The organism is Lentilactobacillus raoultii, from assembly GCF_900411375.1.
GTDB classification, from domain to species: Bacteria; Bacillota; Bacilli; order Lactobacillales; family Lactobacillaceae; genus Lentilactobacillus; species Lentilactobacillus raoultii.
On the sequence record NZ_LS423006.1, the window covers coordinates 40,799 to 57,221 of the forward strand.

Genomic DNA, 16,423 nt, shown 5'->3' on the forward strand with positions numbered 1-16,423 from the left:
AACCTCTTCTAGTTGTTGGGACAGCTCACCTTTTAAAAGACAACAAAACGGCTCGCCACAATAATTGATTGTCTGACGTGCCGTTTCTCAAATTAGCCTAATAATTTATCTTTAATTCGCTCAAATTGAGGCGAAATGAAGGCAAGATAAATAATCGCAATTTGGATCGGCGTGATGACAATTTCTTTTAACAGACGAATCGGTAAATAACCCATAAATGGTGTATGCCACATCATACTTAACCAAAGGGTATTCAAAATTGTATTCACAAAAATTGCGATAATTAGTTGCGAAAAAATAACTTTTGTCAAGGTAAATTCCTGACGATAAAAGAAGAGACCGTAAATGGTGGCTCCCAAAATGGCTGAAATCGTAAAGCCGGGATTATAAACGCCGCCGGAAGTTAATGTGCCGATAATATCTGATAATGCCGCAATCACCGATGACCACAGTGGCCCATACAAATAGCTGGCGGCTGCGATAATGATGAATCCAAAGCCGATTTGAATTGACTTTGTCCCAACAGTAAATCGATCAACAATTAAACCCAGTGCTAGCAGTAACGAAAGCACCGCAACATCTAACGTCCGAAGCTTATGAAAGCCTAAAGATAATGACTTCATGATCATGACATCTCCTAGAAGGAGCTCACCAATATTTAGAGAAAAACGAACTAAATAAAATGGCGAATGCGAAAACAATACCGCAACCAATCGACAAGTCGAAGTTGATTGGCTTTCGTTCGAAGTTCACATTCCGTCCCTTCGACACTTAACGCATTGCTTCCTACCCCATAATTTTTGATAACTATTAAAGTGTATCATATTAAGTAAAAAAAACAATCACTTCGTCCGACTTTTTCCGAACAATTTAGTGATTATTTTTGAAATCGTTAAGTTTTACGTTTTACTTTAAAGTTGATCCTGCTCAAAATCCCGAAGCCAGGCTAATGCCAAAGCCTTATCGCCTAAGTGAGTGCCAATGACCGGCCCGAAATAACTTTGCTCAATAGGCATTTGAGGATACAGCCCATGAATCTTTTCGGTCCATTCAGCTCCTGCTTTAGGATCATGACCATTAATGACTAATGCCCGTAATGGGTAAGTTGCTTTTTGCTGGGCTGCTGCAAATAGTTCTTCTACCCGCTTCAGCGCCTTTTTTCTTGAACGAACCTTATCAAAAGCAACAATTTCATTACTTTTATCATCAAAAGTAAGTAACGGCTTAATCTTAAGGATGCCACCAATAAACGCTGAAGCATTGGATAAGCGGCCGCCACGAACCAAATTTTGTAAATCATCTACAACAAAAAGTTCGTCAATTGTTGCCCTTAGCCCATCTAAGTATTGAATAATTGTTTCAGGATCCCGACCCAGTCGAGCCATTTTACTGGCCTGAATTGCCAAATAACCCATGAGTTTGACGGTAATTTTCGAGTCATAGGGAATTACTTTAATTCGATCAATTTGAGGAGCCAAATTAGCAATGGATTGATAAAAACCGGAAATTGTACTTGCTAAATGAATGCTGATAACAGTATCATATCCCTTGTCAGCAAGCGAGTTGTATAGGTCAACCATTTCGCCAATGGGTGCTTGGGAGGTACTTGGAAATGAATTCGAATTTTTTAATTTGTCATAAAACTCTTCCGTATTAAGATCGACGCCCTCTCGATATTCATGGCCATCGATTATCACTGGCATTGGAACGACCGTTATGTGATATTTTTCAACTTCATCTTTAGTCAGATAAGCTGTACTGTCAGTGACTATCGCAATTTTCATTAATTTCACCTGCTCAATTAAATTCTATCAAGACTTTGTTCCAACCGATTAATCAAAATTTTTAATAAATTCTTTTCTTCATTAGTCCAGTGACTAAATACTTGTTCCTGAAAGCCTTCAACTTCCTGTTGGACTCGTTGGCTTGATTCGGTTCCCTTATCCGTTACGCTGTAAATTAACTGACGTTTATCTTTGCCAACAGCAGTTTTAGCCAACATTTCTTTAACAAGTAACCGTTTTAACTGTCTTGATAATGTTGAAATGTCTAATTTAGTAACTTCAGACAACGCTTCTTGAGTTGTCTGACCATTAATCACGTAGTTAAGAAGTTTCCATTCTGAAATTGTTAAATTTTGTGCTTTGGTAATCTTCATCAGCTTTGCGCGATGATTTTTTGCGGCAGAGCTTAAAGCAACAAGAATATCTTTCATTCTGAAAAGACCTCCGAAAAAATAGTATACGCTATTTGGTAATGAGATACAAAAAGCATCATTTCTTCTCAGCACCTATTGCTTGCCTCTACCCTTAGCATCAAGTCTTAAAGTGCGGTATACTAGTAACTGCTATATATACGAAAGAGAGTGATACAATGTCATTCGACGGATCTTTTATCCATTCAATGAGACAAGAACTGGCGGCCTTGCTTCAAACCGGACGGGTTAGCCGGATTAATCAACCTTATCCAAATGAACTGATTTTAACCATCAGAGCTCACGGGAAAAATCATCAATTGCTCTTATCGGCTAATCCAACTTACGCCAGAGTGCAAATCACCCAAATTCCCTATGTAAATCCTGCGGTTCCAACTAATTTCGCAATGATTATGAGAAAGCATCTTAATGGGGCGATCCTAACCGAAATCAAGCAACTGGAAAATGACCGGGTTTTACATTTTGGCTTTACGGGACGCAATGAATTGGGTGACCAGACAAAGTTACTACTAATTGTCGAAATTATGGCACGACACAGTAACATTACATTAGTTAACCAGGCCGACAATAAAATTATTGACGCGATCAAACACGTTGGCTCAGATGTTAATCGTTATCGATTACTATTGCCCGGTGCCATTTATATTAATCCGCCTAAACAAACATTGCAAAATCCATTTACCAAAAGCTCATTCGACGACATTAGTCAATTATTGATTGATTACCCGAATGTCGATGTGTTAGCAGGTGCACTTCAAAAAACTATTCAAGGACTTGGCAAAGACACTGCAATGGCTTTGGCAAAGACCCTTCACAAGGATTCAAATGTTGAAAAAAACTTCAAAACTTTCTTTCAACAATTTAATGCACCAAAGCCAACGTTGAGCCATATTGGTACTAACAAGATTAATTTTACCGCATTTCCGTATCCAGATACAGATAAAAATGAGGAATATTCGAGCTTAAGTGATCTTTTGGACGCCTACTTTGCCAATCGAGCCCAACGTGATCGAGTTCGTGAGCAAGGTGCCGTTTTAATCCAAGTGGTTAAAAAACAGTTAAAGAAAAATCGTACCAAGCTCAAACGGCTGAAAAAAGATCTCCAAGCAACCGAGAACGCGGATGAATATCGTATTAAGGGTGAAATCTTAACAACTTACCTTAATCGGGTTAACAGAGGAATGACGTCCATTGAGCTGCCAAACTATTATGAAAACAATGCGCCAATTAAAATCAAGCTTTCCAATCAACAATCTCCCTCTGAAAATGCTCAAAAATACTTCAAACGCTATCAGAAGTTAAAGAGTGCGGTTAAATTTTTGAATGAACAAATTCAACTGACAGCCCAGGAGATTGATTATTTTGAAAATATTCAATCTCAAATTGAGTTGGCTAAGCCCGAAGACTTGGTTGATATTCGGTATGAATTGGAGCAAGGACACTATTTAAAAGATCATGAACAGCATAAAAAGAAAAAGCATAAACGTCGAAAAATTAATCGACCAGAAAAATTCACATCAACTGACGGTACTGAAATCTTGGTCGGTAAAAACAATCTGCAAAATGAACGGTTAACAATGCATACTGCGGATAAACGAGAAACGTGGCTTCACACAAAAAACATTCCCGGCTCTCATGTTATCATCCGAAGCTTTGATCCATCACAAACAACGATCGAAGAAGCTGCCAACCTTGCCGCTTACTTTTCGAAGGCTCAGCACGCCACTAAAGTACCGGTTGATTATACAAAGGTTAAAAACATTCGTAAACCTAACGGGACCAAACCTGGTTATGTGATTTATGATAGTCAACAAACTTTGTTGGTAACACCGGATCCAAAATTAATTAACCAATTATCAGAAGCCACTAAAACTAAATAAAATTAAAAACCAACTTTACTCGTAATAAGGCAAAGTTGGTTTTTAGTTTAAACATTATTCTTTTCAGCTAAATCAAGGGCGTTTTCAACATTTTTAAAAGAAAGTGACGCACCTACCTCTTGAGTAGATGTCCCATCCTTTCGATTGGACTGAAGTTCTCTAAATGGAAAGACTGCCTCCATAACAGCGTATCGCTGATGCTGCCCTAGTTGGTAGTATTCAGAAAGCTGATCAACATCCAGCACACCCAAGTATTTCTTGACTAAAGCATCAATCCAATTAACGCCTGTCGTTTTATTCAAGAAAGCCGATTCAGTAATTCGAATTGGTCGAATACCGGCAAACTGATAACCATTATGATCGGTCTTTTTAAATAAAACTTGAACCAAGCCCTGCCAATAACGCGTGTCGATTTGTTGGATAGCCGTTTGAATTAACCCATCTTCATACTTTTCCCAATTCGACATTGGTTGCTGATAGTCATTAATATAACGCAAATCAGTCCGATGACTTCGGGTATAAAATGAAATAGTTGTAATAGGCAAGATCCGATCGTTATCAATAAACAAATCAACAGCTTCTGTGGCTTCCCGTTGCTTGTATTCAGCAACTTTTTGATCTGGCGGCAATACCACGATATTTAAATCCGCAAATTCTTTTAATTTTTTTGAAAGATAATGTCGATTTCCAGGCAGAAAAATAATATCCGGATTTTCCAAATTAATAATGTTTAAAATATTTCCCAACTGAATCGGCTCGATGTATTGCTTATCGCTTAATGCCGGTGCCAATGAAATCGCATTTGGATTGGTATTCATAATAATGGTTTGGTAACCGGCTTTTTTAGTTGTGTTAAGAATTTGAGCCGTATAGTAATCTGCAGCGGCATTCGGCCCAAGTTGATTACCCCCTCGGCCAATCACCAACGCTGTTTTCCCAGAACACGGTTGACTCTCGTTTTCTAACTCATAACTGCTATAGAAAACGTTGGTTGCTTCAATGAATTCACCAGCGCTTGGCTCGATTTCCTTAAAGGTCACCCTTTGTTTCGCATTCCTGTTCATTCGTTCAATCGTTGAGATGTTGACATTCCAAAGTTCAGCCAGCATGCCGTCACCAAAGCCGTACTTATGGCCAACCTCAACGGCAGTCGGCGAGAGTGGGTTGTTAATAACAAAATCCTGTGCCCTTAACAACTGATTCATTTTATAAAAATAAAAGCGATCAATTTTAGTTAACTCAGAAAGTTCATCAATGGAAAATCCTCGACGTAGTGCTTCCATTAAAATAAGAATTCGACTTGCTAAAGGATGAATCAGCTGGTTGATGACATCATCGTCATTCACCTTTGAAACGCTGGGTAAAATATCGCGAGGCGAAAACTGCGAACTGTGCATGGCTTTCATAATGGCTTCCTCAACAGTTCTGCCAACACCAATTGTAGAACCAACCGATTTCATCAATGTATTGAGATGCTGATCAACATCCGGAATATCTCTGAATGGCCACAATGGGATTCTCACGACAACGTGATCCATCGTTGGTTCCATAAATGGTAAATACTTACTGTACTTTTCGGGTAATCTGACCTCTGGCAATGCGTAGCCCATTTCGAGCAGAGTCGAGACATATGATAGAGGATACCCCGTTGATTTTGCAGCTAAAAGAGAATTTCTTGTGAAAAATGGGCTGACTTTAGTAATAAAATAACTGGAATCAGTTCGACTTTGTGCAAATTGTATATGACAAGTTCCCGTTATATTAATAGCATCCATAATTCGAAAAGTAGCTGTTCTCAACGTTTGATATTCTTGATTAATTAATGTTTGGGTAGGTGCAAAAATAATTGAATCTCCAGAGTGAATACCGATTGGATCCATGTCTTCTAAACCGGATATCAATAATTTATTACCATTTTCATCTCGAACAGCCACCATTTCAATTTCTTTATAACCAACGATACTTTGTTCAATTGACACCCGTTTAATATAAGTTCGCTTAAAACTAATCTCCAGAGCATCTTCCAGCTCATCCGTATTATTGCAGATAAACCGACTGGTATCGTGGCTAGCTGATAGTGGTTTAACGATTACTGGAAAGCCGACATCTCGCACGAAATCCATGGCTTCATCCTCATCAGCGACAATTTTGGATGCAATAATCGGTTCATCAGTTTCGAGCAAAAGTTCTCTTAATTTTTGATTATCCAGCACTTTTCTCAGATCAATCGGGCGAATTCCCAATAGTTTAATGTGGTTATTGGTTAAGACGTCACTTTCTTCTAATTGCCAAGCCACTTGCATGGCATTTAACCCGCCAATTTTAGGCATAATTGCATCAGGTTTTTCTTTTTCAATGATATTAACAACGTTTTGAAAATTAACTTCTTGAACATAAACGTCAGCTGGTTGGACCTCTTCACTAGCAAAAGAGAACGGATTATTATCGACATATATCACACGTGTACCGGTTTTTTTAATTGCCATCAATCGTTCATAGGCGGCCGCATCCAATTCATTTTCATGACCGATGTTCGTTGGGCCACCGCCGAGCAAAAGAAGTTTTTTAATAGTCATCGTCATTATAATCCCTTCTTCTTGCCATAAATTCTGTAAAGTCATCAAACAAACCGACACTATCTTTAGGGCCGGGAGCCCCATCCGGAGAAAATTGAACTGAGAATGCCGGATAATCTCGATGGCGAAGTCCTTGAACCGTTCCATTAACTAAATCAATATGGGTGATAAACATCTTAGCATGGTCAATTGACTTTGAATCCACAGCGTAACCCTGTTCCTGACCAGAAAAGAAGATTTCATTTGTAATGATTTCACGAATCGGGTGATTGCTGCCATGATGTTCAACTCGTAATTGGCTGACTTTAGCCCCATTGGCCATTGCAAATAATTCGTGTCCCAACCCAATTCCCAGTAATGGGACCTGAGTTTGAACTTCACGAATCATTTGCAAAACAGACTCCGGTAAATTTCCTGGTGCCCCGGGACCGGTAGATAAAACAACGCCATCCGGATCTAAATCCAGAATTGTTTCACTTGTCGAATTCCACGGGACTACCGTGACATTACAATCCCGCTTGGAAAGTTCTCGAAGAATCCCGCTTTTCAGACCAAAATCAACAACAATCACATTAGCACCTTCGTCTGGATTAGGGTACGGCTTAGGAGTGGCTACTTGAGCAACTTGTTGATTGGTTAACACGGTAGCATGCAACTGATCAAAAGCATGTTCATCGGCAACGTCAACGATACTTGCCATCATATTACCCTTTTGTTGAAGATGCCGTCTAATTTGCCGAGTATCCACATCGTAAATTCCGGGAATCCTATGCCGCTTTAAATATCGATCCAGGGAAATGCGTTTGAAATGGTCAGTTGCCAAATTTTCGTATTCCCGGACAATGACACCCTTTGCAGACGGCAAAACGGACTCGTACGCATTCTGCGCGAGTCCTGTATTGCCGATTGAAGTTTGGGTAAAAACAATAATTTGGTTGTGATAAATTTGATTGGAAATGATTTCCTGATACCCATTCATGGTGGAGTTGGCAACCAATTCACCCGTCGTTGTTGCAAGAGACCCAAAAGCCTTACCTGCATAAGCGGAACCATCTTCTAATATCAAATATCTTTGCGTCATAATGACTCCTTACTACCATGATAAAGATTACTTAATCAATTCGACTGCATCTTTATCATCAATTTCTGAAACATAAACCTTAATTTTTTCTTTTTGAGAACTTGGAATATTTTTGCCAACAAAATCTGCTCGGATTGGCAATTCACGGTGGCCGCGATCAACTAATACAGCCAAATTAATGCTTTTTGGGCGACCTAAATCCATTACAGCTGATAAAGCAGCTCTCACAGTTCGACCTGTGTACAAAACATCGTCTACCAGAATGACTCGTTTACCTTCAACGGAAAAATCAATTTTGTTATTGGACATTTTAACGTCGGTACTAAGTGAATCGTGTTCAATATCGTCACGATAATTCGTAATATCAAGCTCACCAACCGGAATGGTAACGTTTTCCAGTTGCTGAAGCCGATCAGCAATTCGATTTGCTAAGAAAATTCCTCTGGTTTTAATGCCAATCAAAACCAGATCTTCAACACCTTTGTTTTTTTCGACAATTTCATAAGTAATTCGGGTTAATGCCCGTTGCATTGCCATTTTGTCTAAAATTATTTTGCCCATCACTAAATCTCCTCATAAATGATTTGGTTGTTGATTTAATACAGAAAAATCGGAAGATAGCTTATCCACTCCAGAATATGGAAGTCATCCGCCATTGTCAAGATTTTATTTGGTATCGGTTCGTAAGGTCCTCAAAGTTTTCTTGAAGATTTCCGGTAATGGCGCTGAAAAGAGCATTAATTCGTGTGTCCGGGGATGCTCAAAGCCCAATTCCTGGGCATGTAGAAATTGACCATGCCCACGAATTGTTTTCTTAGGGCCATATAGGGGATCACCAACCAGCGGATGACCAATGTACTGTAAGTGGACTCGAATCTGGTGAGTTCGCCCTGTTTCCAATCGGCACTCAATTAATGTATAATTTTGAAACCGTTCCAACACCTTAAAGTGAGTGATGGCCGGTCGACCACCCACAACGACAGCTTGTTTCTTTCGATCCTTTGGACAGCGACCGATCGGAGCGTTAATGGTGCCAGCTTCTTCTTTAATTCGACCATGAACCAATGCAATGTATTTTCGCAGATTTTTTTTGGCCTTTAATTGTTCAGATAGCGCCTGATGGGCAGCATCATTTTTAGCAACCATCAGTAAACCGGAAGTATCTTTATCAATTCGATGAACAATTCCCGGTCGATATTCTCCGTTAATTGACGAAAGTGGACTATGGTCTAATAAAGCATTCACCAAGGTGTGGTCTGGATGCCCCACTGACGGATGCACAACCATTCCCTGTGGCTTATTAACCACAATTACGTCTTGATCTTCATACACAATATCGAGTGGTATTTTTTCAGGGATGATTTCCGTCGGTTGGGGTTTTACCTCCATAATTGTGACTATATCGGCCGGCTTGGTCTCATACTTTGGCTTCTTATTTTCACCGTTAACGGTAATATGGCCGTCCTCAATCATCTTTTTTGCCATTGATCGGCTGATTTGAGGGTCTAATTGACTGACCACCTTGTCTAGACGGCCCAAAACAGTTGTAATTCTAATTTTTTTCATTGATTTGTTGTCCCCACCTTATTTTTCGCGGATGATTGCGAAACCAATAATCAAAATTCCAACCGTCAAATAAATATCCGCACAGTTAAAAATCGGGAAATTAATAAAATCAAGTTGAAACATATCTACAACGTGATTGCTAAAAATCCGGTCAAGAACATTGCCAACCGTTCCGGCCAATAATAAGCACAAGCCAACTCGATACCAATGATTTGGCCAATAATGAATCAAAAAATAACTAATTAAAACAGTGGCAACAATTGCAATTAATACAAACACAAATTGGTGCCCTGATAAGATGCTCCACGCAGCACCCGTATTATTAATTCGGGTTATCGATAAAAAACTCGGAATCAACGTAAATGATTGACCAAGCGTTAATGCATTGACAACCCAATGTTTAACAAATTGATCAAGCCCGATCAGCAATAAAATGCCGATAATATATACAACTGGCAACTAAAATTCTCCTTTTAAAACAAGCCGGTAATTCGACCGTTCTCATCAATATCCATATTCAAAGCTGCTGGATGGCTTGGCAATCCAGGCATCGTTAATATTTTACCAGTAAGTGCGACCACAAAGCCAGCCCCCAATTTGAGCTGAAGATCCGAAACGTGAATGGTAAAGTTTTCTGGTGCGCCTAATTCTTTAACATTATCAGTAAATGAATATTGTGTCTTAGCCATGCAAACTGGCAAATTTCCGTAGCCAAGTTTTTCGATACGTTTCAATTGGTTCTTAGCTTTCGTTGACAGTTCAACATTGGCGCCCCCATAAATCTTGGTAACAATAGCGTGCATTTTTTCCATAATAGTCGAATTCTGATGATCGTAAAGTTCATGAAACTCATCAGTATTTTCGCTGGCAGCAATTACTTTTTTGGCAAGTTCAATCCCACCTTTGCCGCCTTCTGCCCAACTATTAATCATTTCACCGGTAACACCTAATTGAGTCGACACATAATTCGATAAATAACTCAACTCAGATTCTGAATCACTGGCAAACTTGTTAATGGCAACAATTACCGGTTTCCCGTACTGTTGCATACCCTCGACGTGCCGTTTCAGGTTCACCACACCCTTTTTAAGGGCTGTTAAATCTTCAGTATCCAGGTGATGTTTATCAGCACCACCATTTAGTTTAAGCGCCCGGACTGTGGCAACTACTACCACACAATCGGGAACTTTATCCAATCGCGGTGTGACGATATCCATAAATTTTTCCGCCCCAAGATCTGAACCAAATCCCGCTTCTGTAATTGCATAGTCACCGTATGTTAAGGCTGCCTGAGTGGCCAAAATACTATTACAACCATGGGCAATGTTGGCAAATGGCCCGCCGTGAATAAAGGCGGGGGTTTGTTCTAAGGTCTGAACCAGATTAGGCTTAATGGCATCTTTCAACAACAATGTCAACGCGCCCTCAACGTGAAGGTCTGAAACATAAACGGGTTTTCGATCGTAAGTATAGCCAATTAAAATTTTACTAATCCGTTTTTTAAGATCTTGAAGACTGGTTGAAAGACAAAGAATCGCCATCAATTCACTGGCAACTGTAATGTCAAAGCCGTCTTGACGGGGTACACCGGAAGTTCGGCCGCCTAAGCCAACGACAACTTGCCGTAGTTCTCGGTCATTGACATCCAAAACTCGCTTCCATGTAATTTGGCGGGGATCAATGTTTAATTGATTACCATGCTGAATATGGTTATCAATAAGTGCTGAAAGGGTGTTGTGCGCCTCGGTCAATGCGTCAAAATCCCCGGTAAAGTGAAGGTTAATGTCCTCCATCGGGACTACTTGAGCATAGCCGCCCCCCGTCGCGCCACCCTTCATTCCCATGACAGGTCCAAGTGAAGGTTCCCTTAATGCAAGTGCAACTTTTTTATGTAGTGCTGTTAAAGCATCACCTAAGCCAATTGTCACAGTCGTTTTCCCTTCGCCAGCAGCGGTTGGATTAATTGAAGTGACTAAAATTAATTTACCTTTGTTGTGAGCATTCTCTGATTTAAAATTAACTTTGGCTTTATATTTACCATATTGTTCGAGATCATCATCGCTGATTCCAAGCCGCTCAGTGATGGTCGTAATTGGTGCCATTTTGGCTTCTTGAGAAATTTCAACATCGCTTTTCATTATTTAAAATCCTCCTCAATCGTACGTAACTGACTATTTCAAGTTAACTTATTTTTTTGAAATCAGTTCATTAATTTCGATTACCGAATTTGCCGGCAAAATAAAACTATAAATTTTAGTGTTGGCGACAAAGCCCAGCTGATACTTTGCAGTGGTGACATGCGTGATCTGGTCAAGTCTAACAACCAACCAGTGGGGATTAGTAATCCGACTAACAATCAATTGATCATCATAAACTTTAATACTCCGAAAATGAATCTCTGCCCATGTCAAAAAGGCAAACAGCACAAAGAAAAACAAAGTTATCCACTGAAAATGAGTAATCTCCAACCAGATAATGACACCAATAAAGAAAATAACCAATGTCCAACTCCAGCAAATAATACTGCTCAATGGACTAGGTTGGTAAAAAAAATGTCGCTTTTGCGTTATCATTAAAAAGGCTCCTTCATCAAATAGAAAGTGGTGCGTAAGCATGATTAAATTGTACACGGATGCGGCCGTTAACCAGCGAACTGGCCAAGCAGCAATTGGCATCTTAATAATTCAAAATGGTCATCAAACACAAATTAAGCAACGAATTCCATCCATGAACAATCATCGGGCGGAATTTACTGCGGCAATCATTGGTTTTCAAACTTTAATTAATTTAAAAGTTGCGACGACAGAATTTGTTTTTTACTACACTGACAGCCAAATCGTGATTGACAGTATCAATAAAGCTTACGCGAAACACTTTGAAGAATTAACAAACCAGCTATTGTCCCTTCAATCACATTTTACAACGGTTATTAACACCTGGATTCCGGATGCCCAAAATCACGGTGCTCACAATTTGGCCAATCAGGCACTTCACGCTAAATGATGTAGTGACTAACCGGTTTGGTATAAGTATCCCAATTTTCAAACCGTTGCTCAGCAATTGCCTTGGCTAGCAAATAGCCGATAATGGGCCCAGTGGTTAACCCTGAAGACCCCAGTCCACCACCCAGCAAAATATTTGGATGATCAGGTAGATGCCCAAAAAACGGAGCAAAATCTTCAGTATAACCACGAGTACCTACCCGCACCCGCTTAATCTGATTTTCTTTCAAACGATGATCAAAAAGTTGGGCATTTTTTAAAAGCATTAGCCGAGCTTCATTGGTAGGGCTCAGATCAAATCCACCTTCATTTTCGTGAGTTGCGCCTACTACTAATTTATGTTGATCAAATGGGATGATGTCAGAACGACTTTCTGGCATTAAAACTGGTAACTGGCGACCATAATGCCAGCTGTTAACGGCTAAATCAATCAACTGCCCCTTTTGTGGTCGAATTTTTACCAAATAATCAAGTGGTCTCAGCGTATCTTTCATCCAAGCTCCTGTTGCTACAATGACAACATCGAATTGTTCCAAGCCATTGGCAGTTCTGATTTGACCGCTGTTATCAAAAAAAACTCGTTGATGATTAACAATCACCCGCCGTCGTTTTGCCTGCTTCAGCAATGTTTGAATCAGTTGACGGCCATCGACCTTGGCGCCCCCTGTCACAAAGACTCCGGCTGGCGGGTTTGTTAAGAATGGCAGGCGTTGCCCCACTTCACTGGCAGACAAAAGTTGAACACTTTTCATCGCAGGTGTTCGTTCAAGCTTAATCGTTGCTTCTTGGAAAAGCTGTTTTAGATCATCAGGGTTTCGGCGCGTTACAATCGTTCCGGTTTGTTGATACACTCGCTGATTTAACTGTGCATCCATCACTAATTTGGGATAAAAAGCCGCTCCTAATTTAGCTAATGCATACCAACGCTTATTGCGCCTTTTTGACAACCAAGGAGAAATAATTCCAGAAGCCGCCTTTGTTGCCTGGCCCAGATCATCATCAAATAATTTAATGGTCAGTGACTGCGATCGATCCAGATAGCTTAAGTAAAACGCCGCCGTTGCACCAATGATGCCACCACCAATCACTGCAACCCGTTTCCGCATTGATTCACTCCCCTTTTACTGATAATTCACATTTTAACATAAAAAGCGATTAAAAAACCGTTAATAATTCGATAAACTACTCATATCACGAACTTTCTTACCCCAGTATTGGAAATAGTCCGTTCTTAGAGCGCCGTTATATAATTTACGTCGTTTAGTTGCTTTCTGACCATAAAATTTTTCAAATTCCAAATCAGCTGTCAAGAAATATTTTGACCAACTAGTTAGAGGTTGAAAAGCCCGACCCATCTGTCGATATAAGTCATGGACACGCTGTTTATCACTCATACGTTCACCATAGGGCGGATTGGCAACGAGGACGCCGTTAACCTTGTCGGTTTTAAAATCAGCCACTGCCAACTGTTTGAACTGAATGTCGTCTAAAAGGCCAACTTCTTCAGCATTTCGCTTGGAAATTTCAACCATGTTGCCATCAATATCACTAGCCGAAATATCCAATGGTCGATCATAATCTGCTTGAGCATCTGCGTGGTCTCGAACTTGTTGAACCATTTGATCATCTATCCAAGGCCACTGTTCGCAAAGAAAATCTCGGTTAAAACCGGGTGCAATATTTCTACCAATTAACGCTGCCTCAATCGGCAGGGTGCCTGACCCACACATTGGGTCAACAAATGGCATATTCGGATGCCAACTGGTAAGTAGAATAAGGGCAGCTGCCATATTTTCCTTTAATGGTGCCGGGCCCTTTTCAATTCGATACCCGCGCTTAAACAGGCTGGCACCGGTTGTATCCAGCGTTAACATTGCATGATTCTTATTCAATGCAATTTCTAATGGAAACTTGGCGCCGGTTTCGGGTAATCTTGTGCGCCGATGGTAAGCTGCACTTAAAGATTTGACGATCGCTTTTTTAACAATTGCTTGAACATCGGGGACGCTATGGAGTTGGGAATTTCTGGAACGACCTTCCACTGGAAATTCTGCATCCATCGGTAATAGCTGGTCCCACTGGTTGGCCGCTGTTTTTTCAAACAAATCGTCAAACGTTTTGGTATCAAATTCATCAATGATAATTTTGATTCGATCAGCTGTTCTCAGCCAAAGATTGGTTTTGATAATATCTTGTTCATTACCGGAAAACCGAACCCGACCATTTTCAACTTGGGTTTTATAACCCAACGCTCTTAGTTCTTTGCCAACAAGTGCTTCGATTCCCGCAGCACACGTTGCAATTAAATGAAATTCCAACTACTCTCACACTCACTTATTATTGATATTTCTAAATTAATTCAATAGACGATACTGGTGATTAATCTTTATAAGATACAATCTTATCATACCTTATTTTCAATCTGAATCCTTTGCCAAATTTAATTTTATACAGAATATTAAAAAAGATGGGAGCAAGCTCCCATCTTTTCCCTGTTTCGTGCAAATCCCGATAAGCCATGTTTTGTGCCTGCTTGTTCCCAGGAACGAACCAGCAGGTAGTAATCATCTATCTGGGAAACAGCCAATGCTGTCTCTCCCCCACAGTTGGTTCATTTACCGTCTGTGAAGCTCCCCTACCAAAGTTTGGGTTTCCCGCTCGAGGGGTTTACCGCGTTCCACTGTCATGATTTCTCACAACATTCGTCACTGTGGCACCTTAAGGACTCATCCGCATAGCAACGCCTTAGCATCGAGTCCGCCGTCACTCTTATTCAGAGTTCCCCGGCTTATTTTTTCACCGAGCACGAACACTACAGACATCTCAGTCTGTGCGAGAATGGACTTTCCTCAGCCACCATAAAGGCGACCGCGATTACCTGAGATTTGCACGGAAAATATGCAAAAGTTAACTACTTACAATCGATGTGATTCATTTGAACCACTATCCAATTGCGACCCAAATACTCTTCTTTCCAAGTTTGATAGCCGCTTGAGAATATCCATATTCGTTGCACTGGACATTGGTTGACTGGCAGTCGGGCGACTAACCGTTGAATTTCCCGTACCAGCAGATGGCATTTGTTGATTGCCAGCAACGGCTAACTGTTTATTGAGTTCGTCAACCTGAACTTTTAATCGCTCGTTTTCGTCACTCAGCTCTTGGAACTGTTTATTAAAGGTTTCATAATCCTTAATAATGTTATCTAAAAAGCTGTCAACGTCGTTTGGATCATACCCACGCATCTTTTGTCGAAACTCTTTTTGGAGGATATCTTTTGGCGTATAGTTAATATTTTCCATTTTATTGGTTACACCTCGTCTTAATTTGCAACAAACCATTAAGATGATACCATATATTAATCATCTTGAAAACTGTTATTTAGGTTTTCCTGATATTCATCCGCCGCATTCTGAAGATCGTCAAACGTAATTAAGCGGTATGGGTACGGATGATTATCGGCAAATTTTTTAATTTTATCAAAATCATATTGTGATTTTCCCGGATTATCTAAATCATATATCATGATTACCTGATCCGTATGCGAAAGCATGAATTCTTGATAATTTCTTAATTGTTGCGGTGATTGATATGGCTGCTGACTAACTGAAGCGTAAAAATCAACCGCTTGCTTCAGCTTTGCCAATTTTATCTGATTTGAGTCATTCCAATTATCACCAAATTCGGCAAACGGTAGCATCATGGCCGTTTCAAACTCACCAGGATACTCAGTCTTCAAATGATTTGCAACCGTCAATGACCACTGTTCAACGCCAAGTTGGCCGCCTGAAATGATCCAGTCCGTCCCGTTAATGATCGCCTGTCTGAGTTCATTTGTCAATACATAATCAATCACTTTCCGTTTGGGATCGTCATCTTTAAACACGCCAAGTTCGTAGCTCCGATAGCCAGTTATCCATAAGCGACTCACGTGATTATCGCCCCTTTCTTAATTGGCTTATGTTTTGTTTTAAGATCAATCGGTTAGTGTTAAGAATGATTAAAATTAGTTAAACATTCCTAAAGTTCCCCTTTGTCACTGTCAGCCAATCAACTATGATCAACCCATTTTGACTTAGCTTTAGCTAATTGATAAAACATTT

At 40.1% G+C, this 16,423-nt stretch carries 16 protein-coding genes, 1 other RNA gene and 1 riboswitch; of the genes, 2 read left to right on the plus strand and 15 right to left on the minus strand.

Annotated elements, in window-relative coordinates; translation table 11 throughout:
* Positions 1-92 precede the first annotated feature (92 nt).
* The 3 genes from ED605_RS14030 to ED605_RS14040 all read right to left on the minus strand — a co-directional run bounded on the left by ED605_RS14030 (position 93) and on the right by ED605_RS14040 (position 2,215).
* Positions 93-623 carry a folate family ECF transporter S component gene (locus tag ED605_RS14030; RefSeq protein ID WP_121979515.1) on the minus strand — a complete coding sequence of 177 codons (531 nt, stop codon included), beginning with the start codon at positions 621-623 and terminating at the stop codon, positions 93-95.
* A 58-nt stretch (positions 624-681) separates the two neighbouring features.
* A riboswitch (THF riboswitch) is annotated at positions 682-796 on the minus strand.
* Between the two features lie 115 nt (positions 797-911).
* The gene (locus tag ED605_RS14035; RefSeq protein ID WP_121979516.1) at positions 912-1,784 is read right to left on the minus strand and encodes a DegV family protein; all 873 of its coding nucleotides are present in this window, start codon (positions 1,782-1,784) and stop codon (positions 912-914) included.
* Positions 1,785-1,801: 17 nt separating this feature from the next.
* Positions 1,802-2,215, minus strand: coding sequence for a MarR family winged helix-turn-helix transcriptional regulator (locus ED605_RS14040; protein ID WP_121979517.1), 414 nt, complete (start codon positions 2,213-2,215; stop codon positions 1,802-1,804).
* Between the two features lie 158 nt (positions 2,216-2,373).
* On the opposite strand from ED605_RS14040, the gene ED605_RS14045 reads away from it, so the two are divergent.
* Complete coding sequence (locus ED605_RS14045; protein ID WP_121979518.1) at positions 2,374-4,095, plus strand: Rqc2 family fibronectin-binding protein; 1,722 nt, start codon at positions 2,374-2,376, stop codon at positions 4,093-4,095.
* A 47-nt stretch (positions 4,096-4,142) separates the two neighbouring features.
* Here the strand turns inward: ED605_RS14045 and ED605_RS14050 are convergent, their stop codons facing one another.
* The 7 genes from ED605_RS14050 to ED605_RS14080 form a co-directional block, all read right to left on the minus strand.
* Positions 4,143-6,677, minus strand: a complete 2,535-nt coding sequence (locus ED605_RS14050) for a carbamoyl phosphate synthase preATP-grasp domain-containing protein (protein ID WP_121979519.1) — start codon at positions 6,675-6,677, stop codon at positions 4,143-4,145.
* Positions 6,661-7,752: a carbamoyl phosphate synthase small subunit gene (locus ED605_RS14055; RefSeq protein ID WP_121979520.1), complete on the minus strand. Its 1,092-nt coding sequence runs from the start codon at positions 7,750-7,752 to the stop codon at positions 6,661-6,663. Before ED605_RS14055 ends, ED605_RS14050 begins: the two co-directional genes overlap by 17 nt.
* A 27-nt stretch (positions 7,753-7,779) precedes the next feature.
* On the minus strand, positions 7,780-8,313 hold the full coding sequence (gene pyrR, locus ED605_RS14060; protein WP_035177702.1) for a bifunctional pyr operon transcriptional regulator/uracil phosphoribosyltransferase PyrR: 534 nt from the start codon (positions 8,311-8,313) through the stop codon (positions 7,780-7,782).
* Between the two features lie 105 nt (positions 8,314-8,418).
* A complete protein-coding gene (locus tag ED605_RS14065) occupies positions 8,419-9,318 on the minus strand; it encodes an RluA family pseudouridine synthase (RefSeq protein WP_121979521.1) in 900 nt (299 codons plus the stop codon).
* Between the two features lie 18 nt (positions 9,319-9,336).
* Entirely contained in the window at positions 9,337-9,777 is a 441-nt protein-coding gene (gene lspA, locus ED605_RS14070) for a signal peptidase II (protein WP_121979522.1), read from the minus strand.
* Between the two features lie 14 nt (positions 9,778-9,791).
* A complete protein-coding gene (locus tag ED605_RS14075; RefSeq protein ID WP_121979523.1) occupies positions 9,792-11,456 on the minus strand; it encodes a formate--tetrahydrofolate ligase in 1,665 nt (554 codons plus the stop codon).
* 48 nt (positions 11,457-11,504) lie between these two features.
* Entirely contained in the window at positions 11,505-11,891 is a 387-nt protein-coding gene (locus tag ED605_RS14080; protein ID WP_121979524.1) for an EbsA family protein, read from the minus strand.
* Positions 11,892-11,931: 40 nt separating this feature from the next.
* Between ED605_RS14080 and ED605_RS14085 the strand changes: the two genes are divergently transcribed.
* The gene (locus tag ED605_RS14085) at positions 11,932-12,321 is read left to right on the plus strand and encodes a ribonuclease HI family protein (protein ID WP_121979525.1); all 390 of its coding nucleotides are present in this window, start codon (positions 11,932-11,934) and stop codon (positions 12,319-12,321) included.
* On the opposite strand, the gene ED605_RS14090 is transcribed toward ED605_RS14085, so the two are convergent.
* The 5 genes from ED605_RS14090 to ED605_RS14110 all read right to left on the minus strand — a co-directional run bounded on the left by ED605_RS14090 (position 12,314) and on the right by ED605_RS14110 (position 16,251).
* The gene (locus ED605_RS14090) at positions 12,314-13,426 is read right to left on the minus strand and encodes an NAD(P)/FAD-dependent oxidoreductase (RefSeq protein WP_121979526.1); all 1,113 of its coding nucleotides are present in this window, start codon (positions 13,424-13,426) and stop codon (positions 12,314-12,316) included. The genes ED605_RS14085 and ED605_RS14090 overlap by 8 nt on opposite strands.
* A gap of 60 nt (positions 13,427-13,486) precedes the next feature.
* Complete coding sequence (locus ED605_RS14095; RefSeq protein ID WP_121979527.1) at positions 13,487-14,638, minus strand: THUMP domain-containing class I SAM-dependent RNA methyltransferase; 1,152 nt, start codon at positions 14,636-14,638, stop codon at positions 13,487-13,489.
* A 189-nt stretch (positions 14,639-14,827) separates the two neighbouring features.
* An RNA gene (gene rnpB / locus ED605_RS14100) (RNase P RNA component class B) lies at positions 14,828-15,206 on the minus strand.
* Positions 15,207-15,235: 29 nt separating this feature from the next.
* Positions 15,236-15,622: a cell division regulator GpsB gene (gene gpsB, locus ED605_RS14105; protein ID WP_121979528.1), complete on the minus strand. Its 387-nt coding sequence runs from the start codon at positions 15,620-15,622 to the stop codon at positions 15,236-15,238.
* A 56-nt stretch (positions 15,623-15,678) separates the two neighbouring features.
* On the minus strand, positions 15,679-16,251 hold the full coding sequence (locus ED605_RS14110; protein WP_121979529.1) for an SLOG family protein: 573 nt from the start codon (positions 16,249-16,251) through the stop codon (positions 15,679-15,681).
* Positions 16,252-16,423: the final 172 nt, after the last annotated feature.

Excerpts from the sequence above, each read along its gene's own strand:
- ED605_RS14030 (WP_121979515.1), bottom strand. The coding sequence starts at position 623 with ATGAAGTCATTATCTTTAGGCTTTCATAAGCTTCGGACGTTAGATGTT.
- ED605_RS14035 (WP_121979516.1), bottom strand. The coding sequence starts at position 1,784 with ATGAAAATTGCGATAGTCACTGACAGTACAGCTTATCTGACTAAAGAT.
- ED605_RS14040 (WP_121979517.1), bottom strand. The coding sequence starts at position 2,215 with ATGAAAGATATTCTTGTTGCTTTAAGCTCTGCCGCAAAAAATCATCGC.
- ED605_RS14045 (WP_121979518.1), top strand. The coding sequence starts at position 2,374 with ATGTCATTCGACGGATCTTTTATCCATTCAATGAGACAAGAACTGGCG.
- ED605_RS14050 (WP_121979519.1), bottom strand. The coding sequence starts at position 6,677 with ATGACGATGACTATTAAAAAACTTCTTTTGCTCGGCGGTGGCCCAACG.
- ED605_RS14055 (WP_121979520.1), bottom strand. The coding sequence starts at position 7,752 with ATGACGCAAAGATATTTGATATTAGAAGATGGTTCCGCTTATGCAGGT.
- pyrR (WP_035177702.1), bottom strand. The coding sequence starts at position 8,313 with ATGGGCAAAATAATTTTAGACAAAATGGCAATGCAACGGGCATTAACC.
- ED605_RS14065 (WP_121979521.1), bottom strand. The coding sequence starts at position 9,318 with ATGAAAAAAATTAGAATTACAACTGTTTTGGGCCGTCTAGACAAGGTG.
- ED605_RS14075 (WP_121979523.1), bottom strand. The coding sequence starts at position 11,456 with ATGAAAAGCGATGTTGAAATTTCTCAAGAAGCCAAAATGGCACCAATT.
- ED605_RS14080 (WP_121979524.1), bottom strand. The coding sequence starts at position 11,891 with ATGATAACGCAAAAGCGACATTTTTTTTACCAACCTAGTCCATTGAGC.
- ED605_RS14085 (WP_121979525.1), top strand. The coding sequence starts at position 11,932 with ATGATTAAATTGTACACGGATGCGGCCGTTAACCAGCGAACTGGCCAA.
- ED605_RS14090 (WP_121979526.1), bottom strand. The coding sequence starts at position 13,426 with ATGCGGAAACGGGTTGCAGTGATTGGTGGTGGCATCATTGGTGCAACG.
- gpsB (WP_121979528.1), bottom strand. The coding sequence starts at position 15,622 with ATGGAAAATATTAACTATACGCCAAAAGATATCCTCCAAAAAGAGTTT.